General features: G+C 58.4%; 11 protein-coding genes. 5 read left to right on the top strand and 6 right to left on the bottom strand.

The features are described 5' to 3' along the window. Positions 1 to 1,000, bottom strand: a 1,000-nt coding sequence (locus QD336_RS23240) for an AGE family epimerase/isomerase (RefSeq protein ID WP_499172318.1), incomplete at its 3' end; no start/stop codon positions are given. Positions 1,001 to 1,286: 286 nt separating this feature from the next. Here QD336_RS23240 and QD336_RS23235 point away from each other — a divergent pair. Beyond that, entirely contained in the window at positions 1,287 to 2,072 is a 786-nt protein-coding gene (locus QD336_RS23235; RefSeq protein ID WP_499172317.1) for a 2-keto-4-pentenoate hydratase, read from the top strand. A gap of 96 nt (positions 2,073 to 2,168) precedes the next feature. Here the strand turns inward: QD336_RS23235 and QD336_RS23230 are convergent, their stop codons facing one another. After that, entirely contained in the window at positions 2,169 to 3,074 is a 906-nt protein-coding gene (locus QD336_RS23230; protein ID WP_499172316.1) for a LysR family transcriptional regulator, read from the bottom strand. 185 nt (positions 3,075 to 3,259) lie between these two features. Here QD336_RS23230 and QD336_RS23225 point away from each other — a divergent pair, with 185 nt between their 5' ends. From QD336_RS23225 to QD336_RS23210, 4 genes are all read left to right on the top strand, one after another. After that, a complete protein-coding gene (locus QD336_RS23225) occupies positions 3,260 to 4,300 on the top strand; it encodes an aldo/keto reductase (RefSeq protein WP_499172315.1) in 1,041 nt (346 codons plus the stop codon). A 444-nt stretch (positions 4,301 to 4,744) separates the two neighbouring features. Beyond that, complete coding sequence (locus QD336_RS23220; RefSeq protein ID WP_499172314.1) at positions 4,745 to 5,344, top strand: superoxide dismutase; 600 nt, start codon at positions 4,745 to 4,747, stop codon at positions 5,342 to 5,344. Between the two features lie 103 nt (positions 5,345 to 5,447). After that, positions 5,448 to 5,783 (top strand): ferredoxin FdxA, encoded by a 336-nt coding sequence (gene fdxA / locus QD336_RS23215; protein WP_499172320.1) that lies wholly within the window; start codon positions 5,448 to 5,450, stop codon positions 5,781 to 5,783. Positions 5,784 to 5,794: 11 nt separating this feature from the next. Beyond that, entirely contained in the window at positions 5,795 to 6,358 is a 564-nt protein-coding gene (locus tag QD336_RS23210) for a flavin reductase family protein (RefSeq protein WP_269343208.1), read from the top strand. A gap of 171 nt (positions 6,359 to 6,529) precedes the next feature. On the opposite strand, the gene QD336_RS23205 is transcribed toward QD336_RS23210, so the two are convergent. From QD336_RS23205 to QD336_RS23190, 4 genes are all read right to left on the bottom strand, one after another. After that, entirely contained in the window at positions 6,530 to 7,486 is a 957-nt protein-coding gene (locus tag QD336_RS23205) for a hypothetical protein (protein WP_499172313.1), read from the bottom strand. An 81-nt stretch (positions 7,487 to 7,567) separates the two neighbouring features. Beyond that, the gene (locus QD336_RS23200) at positions 7,568 to 9,253 is read right to left on the bottom strand and encodes an ABC transporter permease (RefSeq protein ID WP_499172312.1); all 1,686 of its coding nucleotides are present in this window, start codon (positions 9,251 to 9,253) and stop codon (positions 7,568 to 7,570) included. Continuing rightward, positions 9,250 to 10,335 carry an ABC transporter ATP-binding protein gene (locus QD336_RS23195; protein ID WP_269343200.1) on the bottom strand — a complete coding sequence of 362 codons (1,086 nt, stop codon included), beginning with the start codon at positions 10,333 to 10,335 and terminating at the stop codon, positions 9,250 to 9,252. The genes QD336_RS23200 and QD336_RS23195 overlap by 4 nt, the downstream gene beginning before the upstream one ends. 113 nt (positions 10,336 to 10,448) lie before the next feature. After that, a complete protein-coding gene (locus tag QD336_RS23190) occupies positions 10,449 to 11,441 on the bottom strand; it encodes an ABC transporter substrate-binding protein (RefSeq protein WP_331284192.1) in 993 nt (330 codons plus the stop codon). Positions 11,442 to 11,471 lie beyond the last annotated feature (30 nt).

Genomic DNA, 11,471 nt, shown 5'->3' with positions numbered 1-11,471 from the left:
GGTAACGCTGCCGCTCCTCGCCATTCGTGACGCTCGCCAGCCGCACCGCCGCCTTCAGCCATTCCGTCTGCGGCCACAGCCGCGCCAGCCCGTCATGCACCGAAAAATCGTCAAAGAGGCTCATCACCGCCACCTTGCGGCGCGGGCAGATGCCATGCCCTTCGCCGATCTCGAACAGTCTCTTGGCCTTTTCAATCGCCTCGCCATTACCGCGCAGGCTGCCCCAGCGCACCAGAAGCCAGGCCCATTCGAACTGGTGGCCCGGCTCCATGATGCGGCCCTTCTCGCCCTCGCAGGGTTTCCAGTCATAGCCGAAGAATTCGCGCAGGCCACCATTGCCGCCATCGATGAAGCGGGTGAGCGCCAGGTCGGCGATCTCGTCGGCCAGCGCCGACCACGGACCATCCGGATCCTGTTCTTCCCATGCCAGCATCGCCTCGAAAAGATGCATGTGCGGATTAGAACAGAGCGGTGCGCGCGGCGGGTTTTCCTCCTCGAAGCCTGCAATGGGGTGTCTGTAGTCGCGCTCGAGAATGGCGAGGATATCAAGTGCCCTGACACGCATCTCGTCCTGGCGTTCAGGAAGGCTCGCGGCCGCCTGTGCTGCGGCGAACAGCGCGAAAGCCTGATTGTAGAGATCGAAGGAGGGATCGATCAGCCGGCCGGTCCGGTCGGCGAGGTTGCCGTAAAGGCCGTTATCGAGGCGGTAGACCTTCTCGAACCAAGTTAAGCCATGCAGGAGTGCGTCTTTCCACGGCCCCTGCCAGCCATGCTGGCCGGCGGCGGCGAAACAATAGGCCTGGCGCGGCTGCACACGGGCGCGGCGATCGTCGGAAAAGACCGGCTTCGCATCCTGGCCGAGGCGCTCGTAAAAACCGCCATCCGGACGCGCCGAACCCGCTTCCCACCACAAAGGCAGGGCCTCTTCGTCAAGCCATTTCCGTAATGTTCCGATCTCTTCGGCAAGCGTCTGCGCGATGCTCGGAAATTGCACTGTCATACGATAACTCTCTGTTCTAAGTCCTGTCAGGGACGAATACGCTAGGGGAATCCAAAGGCAAACACTTAAATTTACGTTTTGAGACGCAATTAGGTACAAAACGTCATCTCATAAAGCCCTGAGCCGCCACGAGGCAGGGTATTGTCCGTTACCGCCCCTTGGAATGAACCGCCGCGGCCCTTCCTGAAAGTATGCGAGCGCCTCAATTTGGCATTGATGACCTTGGCAGACAGCGCCAAATCGTGACACCATTCGATGAGTAAGATCACCACGGAATAGCGAGATAATGACGGCAATCGAGAAACTGGCCAAAAGCTTTACGACGGCGTGCCGCGAAGGTACACAAATCACTCTGGTGGCACTGCAGTCGAAGAACCTCATTCCCGCCACGCTTGCAAAGGCTATGGCAGTTCAACAGGCCTTTGCCGGATATTGGGGAAAACCGGTTGCCGGCTGGAAGCTGGCGATCCGCCCGGATGGCGAGGCCGTCGGGGCACCCATGTTTGATTGCTGCCAGGTCAATGAGACCAATATCGCTTCTTTTCCCCTTGGTGGTACGGAAGGTATCGAAGTCGAAATCTGCTTCACGTTGTCCGCCGATATCCCAGCCGCCACCGAAGGGCCGCTGACCAGAACCGATCTGATGCGCTATATCGACAAGGTCCATCTGGGTGTCGAGCTTCTCCGCTACAGGCTGGCGGAGAAAAACCAGGTGCCGTTTCCGCTGTTTCTCGCAGATCGTCTCGCCAATCACGGCTTTGCCATCGGTCCGCAGGTGGATAAGGGCATAGTGGAGGTTTTTGCCGGTAACGGCAAGCCCCTGCCGCAGCTCATCGTCACCGAGGGATCAGTGGAACTCTTTAATGCCACGGTAAAACACCCGAATGTCGATCCGCTGGCGCCACTGTTGGCCTTTGCCAATGCGGCACTCAACACGGGCGACATGCTGAAAGCCGGCAACGTGGTGACAACCGGCAGCCTCTGCGGCGCGATACCGGGTACACTTTCTGGCAAGACACACATAAGGCTGGGGTCGGTTGGCGCTCTCACCCTGTCGGGCCCCCAAAAATAGATTTCCTCCCACCGGGTTGCACAACCCATTTCCCGGATGACCGGGCGTGATACGGAAAACAGGCGCGTCTTTAATCGGCGCCTGTTTTGCGATGCGTCATTTCACCCGCCCATATTCACCGAGAAAATCGAGCAATGCCCGGATGCGTGCGGGAAGCGGCCCCCGCTGGCCGACATAAACCGCATGAAACGTCTCCTTTTCACCTGCATCGAGATGATCGAGGACAGATACGAGCCGGCCGGCGGCAATATCCTCCCGCACGGTGAAAGCGGCAAGGCGCACCAGCCCGACACCGGCGAGAGCAAGACGGCGAAGGCCCTCGCCGTCACTGACCTGTACGCGTCCCGTCGCGGGAATGACAACGGTCTTGCCGCCTTCCCGCAAAGGCCATCCGTCGATCGACCGGCTATAACCAAACCCGAGACGATTATGCCCTTCGAGATCGGCTATGCTCTGCGGCACACCGCAGCGCTCCAGATAATCCGGCGCAGCGGCAATGATCATCCCTGTGTCGCCGAGTTTCCGGGCAACGAGACTTGAGCTTTTCAGGGGCCCGGCGCGAACCGCGACGTCCATGCGCTCTGCGAGAAGGTCGACCACCAGATCCGTCTGGACGATATCGAGCGTGATGCCCGGATGAAGCGCAAGGAACCGCGGCAATATGGGCGCAAGAATATGCGTCGCATAGGAGGCGCTCGTGTTGATGCGCACGCGGCCAACGGGCTGTTCCCTTTCACCGGCGGCGCGTTCGGCCTCTTCGAGATCAGCGAGAATGCGGGTGGCCCGCTCATAAAAGGCGCAGCCCTCCGGCGTTATCTGCAACTGCCGGGTGGAACGGTTGAGCAGACGCGTTCCAAGGCGTGTTTCCAGCCGCGCGATCAGCTTGCTCACCGCCGAGGGCGTCATGTTTGCCGCCGCGGCCGCGCGCGAAAAACCCCCAAGTTCGATGACCCGCACGAAGATTTCCATCTCCCCTGCCCGGTTGGTCTCAAGTCGTGCCATGATGACTTCATCTCATAAGTGATATTATTTTCGGCATTCTATTTCATGCAAGAACGGGCGTCTATCTTCAGATGGCGGTTCAGGACCATAGCAATCCCTCACCTGCCGCACCATGATGGAATGGACGGACTGGCGCAGCCGTGTGCGCGGCGCGAGACTATCCCGAAGCAAGAAAGGAATGCCCCATGGAATATCGCTCTCTCGGCAAATCCGGCCTGAAAGTGCCGGTCCTGAGTTTCGGCACGGGAACCTTCGGCGGTTCCGGTCCACTCTTCAGCAATTGGGGCACATCGGACGCCACGGAAGCCCGCCGCCTTGTCGACATCTGCCTGGAAGCCGGCGTCAACCTGTTCGACACGGCAGATGTCTATTCCAACGGAGCGTCGGAAGAGGTCCTCGGCGCAGCCATCAGGGGACGGCGGGACGGTGTTCTGATCTCGACCAAGACCAGCCTTCCGATGGGTGACGGGCCAAACGAGGCCGGCTCCTCCCGTTTCCGGCTGGTACGTGCGGTGGAGGACGCGCTGCGACGACTCCAGACCGATTATATCGATATTCTCCAGCTCCATGCCTTCGATGCCTTTACGCCGGTTGAGGAGGTGTTGTCGACGCTCGATACGCTCGTCCGGTCCGGCAAGGTGCGCTATACCGGCGTGTCGAATTTTTCCGGCTGGCAGGTCATGAAATCGCTGGCGGTGGCCGATCGATACGGTTGGCCGCGTTATGTGGTCAACCAGGTTTATTATTCCCTGATCGGCCGTGACTATGAATGGGACCTGATGCCGCTCGGCGCGGATCAGGGCCTCGGCGCCATGGTCTGGAGCCCGCTGGGATGGGGGCGACTGACCGGAAAAATCCGCCGTAACGCCCCCCTGCCCGAAGGCAGCCGCCTGCATGAGACCGCGAGTTTCGGCCCGCCCGTGGATGAAGACCGGCTCTACCGTGTCATCGACGCACTGGATGCAATCGCGGAAGAAACCGGCAGGACCGTGCCGCAGATCGCCCTCAACTGGCTGCTCAGGCGACCCACTGTTTCCACCGTGATCATCGGCGCACGCAATGAGGAACAGCTTCGCCAGAACCTCGATGCCGTGGGATGGGAGTTGACGCCCGCACAGGTGGCAAGGCTGGATGAGGCCAGTGAAACGACGGCCCCCTATCCGCATTTCCCGTATCAGCGGCAGGCTGGTTTTGCGCGGCTTAACCCGCCGGCGGTCACCGGCTAGGGCTTTTTAAGACTGGCGGGTGGCGGTGCTTCGAGCTGCCCCAGCCGCCAGAAACCAACGGGGGGCGGCCGGTCGTGCAACTGTCGCGGTCAAAAGCGATCGTGCACCGCTTGGTCGCCGTCTCGCTCCCGAGAATGAAAGAGCGGCTCGGATGGCAGATGGCCGCCGTGTGGCAAGACGTGCATACATGGTGAGCATTTGTCCGCGGGGAAGATGCGGGCTCGGCAATGATGAGGGCACTCGAAGAATGGGTCGCCATGGTGAAGGTTGGCGAGCGGTAATCCGCGCCATCGAGGCGCATGTTTTATAGGCCCGCCAGCCGGTGATTTTATCCCTCAAAAACCGCTTGACCTCAACCGTGATTGAGGTCCTAGAAGTATTGTCACCTTGTTTTCGCAAGGCTCTTTCCATGCTCTTGAACGAACAGTTGACAAAGGATACCCCATGGCTTTCCAGCTTCCCGACCTCCCCTATGCCCATGATGCGCTCGCCTCTTCGGGCATGTCCGAGGAGACGCTGAAGTTCCATCACGATCTTCACCACAAGGCCTATGTTGATAATCTTAACAAGGCGATTACCGGCACAGAATGGGAAAAAAGCAGCCTCGAGGACATCGTGCGGGGCACCTATGAGAAGGGCGCGGTGGCGCAATCCGGCGTATTCAACAATGCCTCCCAGCACTGGAACCACAATCTCTTCTGGGAAATCATGGGACCACAAAAACACGCGATGCCCCGGCCGCTGGAAGACGCGCTGACGCAGTCCTTCGGCTCGGTGGCGCTGTTCAAGCAGAATTTCGCCCTTGCCGGCGCATCACAGTTCGGCTCGGGCTGGGCGTGGCTGGTGGTGGATACCGATGGTACGCTGAAGATCACTCGCACGGAAAACGGCGTCAATCCGCTGTGCTTCGGCCAGAAGGCACTTCTCGGCTGCGATGTGTGGGAACACAGCTATTACATCGACTTCCGCAACAAGCGTCCAGCCTATGTCGAGAACTTCCTCGACAATCTGGTGAACTGGCAGGCAGTGGCCGCCCGTCTCTGATTTGAGTTCCACCGACCCGGCCTGCGCCGCTGCCCTGGGCGGCTGGCCGGGTCAGGCGCAGCCGGACAGCCGCCGTCCGGCTGCAACTCCATTCGAGCATCTCATGCCCTATGTCGTCACCGAAAACTGCATCGCCTGCAAATACATGGACTGCGTGGAAGTCTGCCCGGTCGAGTGTTTTTATGAAGGCGAGAACATGCTCGTCATTCACCCCGATCAATGTATCGATTGCGGCATCTGCGAGCGGGAATGTCCTGCCGCCGCAATCAGACCGGATACCGAGGCAGGGCTGCATGTCTGGCTCGACCTCAATCGCCACTATTCCGGCATCTGGCCTCGCGTGCACCAGAAAAGGATGCCGCCGGACAATGCCGACATCATGAATGGCGCTGCGGCCAAATTTTCCATTTTTTCGAAAAATCCGGGAGCGGGCGGTTAGCCCGGCACTGCATGTCTCATAATCTCAGGCTGATCGATGGCGGTGTGGTCACGCACGCGCATGTTCCGCTGAAAACCTCTGCCGCACCGATGGTCTCGCCACGGGAATTCAAGGACGCGATGGCAGGTCTCGCATTCACCGTGGCCGTGGCCACGGCCTGCCATGCCGGAGAGCGCATCGGACGCACGATCACCTCTTTCATGCCACTCAGCGCCGAGCCGCCGCTTTTGATGATCTCCATCGATGCCTGCAGCCGCATGGTCGATCTCATCGCCGCAAGCCGGGGATTTTCCGTTGCAGCGCTGGCGAGAGGGCAGGAAGATATTGCCGACATGTTTGCAGGAAAGGGAAGCCTGCCGGACCGGTTCTGCCTTGGCGACTGGAGCACATGGCCCTCGGGCAATCCGAAGCTTGCCGATACGCTGCTGTCCATGGACTGCGAACTCGTCGGCTCCATCGATGCCGCAGACCATATCCTCTTCGTCGGCGCCATCACCGAATCGACCTCGAATCCCTCACGCAAGGCCCTGCTCTGGAGCAGCCGCTCCTATACTGGCACAGAGATAAGGAGCTAGCTCGATCCAAGAATTTCCCGTCTGCGAGCTCAGATATACAGCGTCTTTTTATCGGCTTTTAGCGCTTCCACAAAGTGGCGATAACAGCCTGCCCTTGCCGGCAATCGGTTATGGGAGTTTTCGCAACCAGCGGAAGACCGACAGCGACGAAATACCTGTCGCCGCGATGTTTTACCGAGCCTTCAGGCATATTACCGTCCTGTCGTCGCTGAATTCGCTCGTTGTCGATCCCTTCACCGATGGGTAGTCGCTGAGCTTGTGAAAATCTGCTGCCTCGACGCGGGCAAATTCCGCTTCCCAGTCTGTGACGTCGATGCCGGTGGGCAATGACAGATAACCATCGGAGAAGATTTCGAGGCTGGTGACCGTATCCTTGGCAAGGGACAGATCCACCGTGCCCTCCCCTATCACCTCCCCGCCATTGACCGAAGCGTATCCGAGAACATGGCCCTGTCTGTTTGCATAGTGTGGCTGGACACGAATGCCACCCATCAGAAACTCTTCGACGGCTTCGATATCGTTTTGAAGACCGCTTGCCGCAGCAGCGGCGGCAATGACATTTTCTGCGTCGGGCATAGTCATGATGCCGGTTTTCACAGCCGCGCGCAGGCCGGAAAATATGGTGGCTCGCGTTTTCGCCTCCGCCGCGTCACCGTCTTCAAGTAGAGCGAATAGCTGTTTGAAGACGTGAATGCGGGCCGACGTGCTGACGCGGTCTATGAGCTTGGCATGTTGCAGCAACCGGGTGCCATTGATACGCACGCCGGAATCGCCAGCCAAAAGCAGCCGAAAGCTGTCGCCCATATCGACCACGATTGCGAGAGTAGTGGACGGCGGGTGGTTCGCATTGATGCGCTGTGCCTCCCTTTTCAGTATATCGCTGATGGTCTGGAATAGCGCGGTTGCCTCGCAATTTTGCAAAGTACCTTGGATGCTCATCTCCGCCACTGCATTTGCGGCGGCAAGGGCTGCGATGCGGCCGGAACTCAGCCCGCCGTAATTTGCCCCGGTCGGGTCGGTAGCACCGTCGAAAACGGCCAGAACCTTTCCGGGAAGAAGAATTGCCACGTCGTCCCCCGGCGTTGCCGCGTTCTTGTATTTCGATTGCGAAAAGCTCGCGATATTCATCGTGTCTGTTCCTTGCAGAGGGGAGCAGGCGACGACACGCCGGTCGCCGCTGCTGTGGTCTTTTATGATATGGTCAAGCGGTCAGACGAAGGATGCTTCCTTGTCTTCCGACAGACGGAAAACAAGGAAGACGCAGATACCTGTACTGACCAAAAGAACGGTCGACAGCGCCGCTGCCGTGCCAAATTCCCCGTCAATCACCTGAATGTAGATGAGGACCGGCATGGTAATCGTGCGCGCGGTATAAAGGATGAGCGTCGAGGACAGCTCGTTGATGGCGGTGATGAAGCTCATCAGCGAACCGATGATCAGGCCGGGCATCATCAATGGCACCGTCACAGAGAGGAAGGTCTTTGCAGGTGAAGCCCCAAGATTAACCGCTGCCTCCTCGATCGAAGGCTTGATCTGCCGGAGGATCGATGTTGTGGATCGGACGCCGTAGGGTAGCCGGCGGATAAACACCAGAAGGATGATGATGAGCGCCGTACCGGTAATATCAAAAGGAGGATAGCGGAACGTCGTGACGTAACCGATCGCCATGACGACACCCGGAATGAGATAGGGTACCATCAATAGCAGATCCAGCGAACCGGAGACGGCGTTGTCGCGCCGAACGACAATGAAGGACAGCAGGCCCGACACGATCGCAATAAGGACTACGGCAGCCAGGGCAAAGGTGAAGCTGTTGGCAATGGCCTGCGGGGAATCCCGCAGAATGCGGGCATAACTGTCCAATCCGAAGCCGCCGGTAAAGACTGGGCCGTTGGTTGCGAGGAACGAGGTGTATATTACAGTGAGCGACGGCAACATGGCGATGAACACCACCAGATAGCAGAAGCCGTGCACCAGGAATGATTTCAGCGGACGCATTGACTGCTTGACCGGTCGGTTGGTCAGTGAACTGGCGTAACGGCGCTTGGCAAGAATGTGCCGCTGCAACAGAAGTGCGGCCATGGAAATCGCGATCATTACCATCGAAATCGTCACGGCCATGGTCGGCGTACCGGCCATCTCTGAAGTGTATTGCGCATACGCTATGGTGGAGAGCGTTCGGATCCCTTTGCCGAGGATTGCCGGCGTTCCGAAGTCGGCGATCGATAGCACGAAGCAGATGATCGCCCCGGTGCTGACTGCCGGAAAGACCAAGGGCAAGGTGATTTTGCAGAAACGCTCGAATGATGTGCAGCCAAGGTTTTCGGCTGCATCCTCATAGGATTTGTTAATGGTGTTCAAAGCGTTCTCCGTCATCAAATAGATGTACGGGAAGAACTTCAGGCTAAAGACCATCACGATGCCCGGGACCCCATAGATCGTCGGCAAAGAAATGCCGGCGAAGGACAACACGTTGGTGACCGCACCATTGGCACCGAACAGCATGATCCAGGCATAAGCACCAATGAAGGGCGGCGCGCAAAGGACCAGTACCGCGAAGGTGGCGATGAATGTGCGTCCCTTGATGCAATAACGGGACGTGCAAAAGGCAAGCGGGATACCGAGAAGACACGCACCAAGCATGCCCAGCACGCCGATCAGCAGCGTATTCCAGAGTGCGACGGTATAAAAACGCCGCGTGAACACCTCCGCATAGTTGCTGAACCCGAATGCACCGGTTTTGGCGTCGAAGAAACTGATGAAGAACACGCTGAAGATCGGCAGGATCAGGAAGATCGCCAGCAGGATGAGGGCAAGTACCGTCACACTGGTCCAGAAACCCGGCAGTCGCAGCTGGAAACTTCGTGGCGTTGAAGTCACAATCATATTCGTCATGACAGGCGCTCCCCGGTTACACCCTCACCGAACAACTGTGAAACGCTCGCACACCAGGAGAACGTCGTTTTCTCATTCGGTTGAAGGGCGATGATCTCTGGCGATGGCTTGGCAATTGCCTCGATCTCCTCACCCGACGAGAGTACGGCCGCGACATTCATTTCCCGACCGGTGAAACTTACCTGGCGTATGGTCACCGGCAGTTCGATGCGCTCGTCAACAGCGTTCGCGGAAGGACCGACGGAAATCGCCTCGGGGCGGATCGCAGCGACGATCTTCCGTTCCGGCGAAATCGCATCCGCTTGCGGCATTGCAACCTTGTGGCCGGAGATGGATGTCTGCCCGCCCGTGCGATCGAGCGTCAGGAAATTATTGGCTCCAACGAAAGACGCGACGAAACGATTGGCGGGATTGTTATAGACTTCCCATGGTGGTGCGGCCTGCTGAATGACACCGCCATACATGACACAAACCAGATCGGACATGGCAAGCGCCTCTTCCTGATCATGGGTGACATAGACGGTGGTGATGTTCATGGCTTGCTGGATTTCGCGCAGTTCGCGCCGCAGGTCCACGCGGAGTTTGGCGTCGAGGTTGGACAGCGGCTCGTCCATCAAAAGCACTTTGGGATTGATGACGAGTGCGCGCGCCAGGCCTACACGCTGCTGCTGGCCGCCGGAAAGTTCGTGCGGCATACGCTTGGCATAAGGAGCAAGCTGGACGATATCGAGGATCTTGCCGACGCGTTCCCGGATTTCGGCGGACGACGCCTTGCGTTGCTTCAGACCGAAGGCAACATTGTCGAATACGGAAATATGCGGAAAAACCGCATAGTCCTGAAACACCATGCCGACATCGCGCTTATGGGCGGGCACATGCTCGATCGCCTGTCTTTCGATGCTGATGCTGCCGCTGTCCTGCTGGTGAAATCCGGCGATCGTTCGCAAAAGAGTGGTCTTTCCACAACCGCTCGGACCAAGCAGCGTAAAAAATGATCCCGAAGGAATGGAGATGTTGATGTCGGATAGGGCAACGACATCCCGGTAACTTTTCTTGATGCTGGTAATCTCAACGGCGGCCATGTGCTGCTCCATGACAAATCCTGCGCGGCACGCGACCACGGTGGACGGAACGAAAATGCGGATGTGAACGAGGGAAGCGGGGACGGTGCCTGACGCACCGCCCTCCTATGCTCTTACTGGACGTCGAGAAGGATCTCGTTCCATTTTTCCATCAGGCGCGAGCGGTTGTCCGAAGCCCACTTGAAATCGTATTTCGCATCAGGAACATCCGAAAGCGGAACAAGTGCCACGTTCGCCGGAACATCGGTTCGCACCGAGCGACGGCCGGCTTTCACCACCACTTCCTGCGCTTCCTTGGACACGATGAAGTCGATAAAGGCCTTGCCGTTTTCGGTGTTCGGCGCGCCCTTGACGAGTGCCATGCCGTCAGGCGCAATTGCCGTGCCTTCTTTTGGGTAGACAATCTCGACCGGAGCGCTGCCGAGCTTGTAACGTAGCGCGGCGTCTTCAAGCGTGATGCCGACGGCCTGCTCGCCGTCATTGACAAAACGCGGCACGGCGCCGGAAGAGGTGGATAGGACTGAGTTGCCAAGGATGCCGGTATAAATCTCCCAGCCCTTCTCCTCACTGTCGAAGTCCTGCAAAACAGTTGCCATCTGGATATAGGCGGAACCGGACTGATCAGCACGGGCCGAGGAGATCAGGCCCTTGTATTCAGGCTTGGCGAGATCGGCCCAGGATGTCGGAACCGGTGCGCCTTTCAGAGCGTCCTTGTTGACGATGAAGGCTGTCACGACAGCTGTGAAAGGCACCCAGTTCGCACTTGGCGAAAAAGCTGGGTTGATCGCGGCGGCTTCGACAGGCTTGTAAGGTTCGAAAAGATTCGCGGAGAAATCGATCACCGTTCCATCAACACTCCAGATCACATCACCTGCCGCCTTGCCGCTTTCGGCCTTGATGCGGTTCATCAGCTCGCCGGATCCGGCTTTGACAAGCTCGACCTTGGTGCCGGTCTTCTTTTCAAACAGGGGCAGCAACTCGTCCATGAGCTGCTGCGGCGCTGCCGAATAGACCACGACAGTACCTTCCGCGTGGGCGAGAGCGGCACTGGCCATGAATGCCGCGCCAGCAAAAAGGCGCGCGAAAATAGTGCATGATTGACGCATAAGGGGGCTCCGTTTTTTTGTTCCCTGAAA

This window comes from Rhizobium sp. BR 250 (assembly GCF_047445855.1).
Lineage (GTDB): Bacteria > Pseudomonadota > Alphaproteobacteria > Rhizobiales > Rhizobiaceae > Agrobacterium > Agrobacterium tumefaciens_I.
Note: the sequence above shows the minus strand (reverse complement) of the source record. Positions and strands in the feature narration are given on the sequence as shown.

Excerpts from the sequence above, each read along its gene's own strand:
- QD336_RS23235 (WP_499172317.1), top strand. The coding sequence starts at position 1,287 with ATGACGGCAATCGAGAAACTGGCCAAAAGCTTTACGACGGCGTGCCGC.
- QD336_RS23230 (WP_499172316.1), bottom strand. The coding sequence starts at position 3,074 with ATGGCACGACTTGAGACCAACCGGGCAGGGGAGATGGAAATCTTCGTG.
- QD336_RS23225 (WP_499172315.1), top strand. The coding sequence starts at position 3,260 with ATGGAATATCGCTCTCTCGGCAAATCCGGCCTGAAAGTGCCGGTCCTG.
- QD336_RS23220 (WP_499172314.1), top strand. The coding sequence starts at position 4,745 with ATGGCTTTCCAGCTTCCCGACCTCCCCTATGCCCATGATGCGCTCGCC.
- fdxA (WP_499172320.1), top strand. The coding sequence starts at position 5,448 with ATGCCCTATGTCGTCACCGAAAACTGCATCGCCTGCAAATACATGGAC.
- QD336_RS23210 (WP_269343208.1), top strand. The coding sequence starts at position 5,795 with ATGTCTCATAATCTCAGGCTGATCGATGGCGGTGTGGTCACGCACGCG.
- QD336_RS23205 (WP_499172313.1), bottom strand. The coding sequence starts at position 7,486 with ATGAATATCGCGAGCTTTTCGCAATCGAAATACAAGAACGCGGCAACG.
- QD336_RS23200 (WP_499172312.1), bottom strand. The coding sequence starts at position 9,253 with ATGACGAATATGATTGTGACTTCAACGCCACGAAGTTTCCAGCTGCGA.
- QD336_RS23195 (WP_269343200.1), bottom strand. The coding sequence starts at position 10,335 with ATGGCCGCCGTTGAGATTACCAGCATCAAGAAAAGTTACCGGGATGTC.
- QD336_RS23190 (WP_331284192.1), bottom strand. The coding sequence starts at position 11,441 with ATGCGTCAATCATGCACTATTTTCGCGCGCCTTTTTGCTGGCGCGGCA.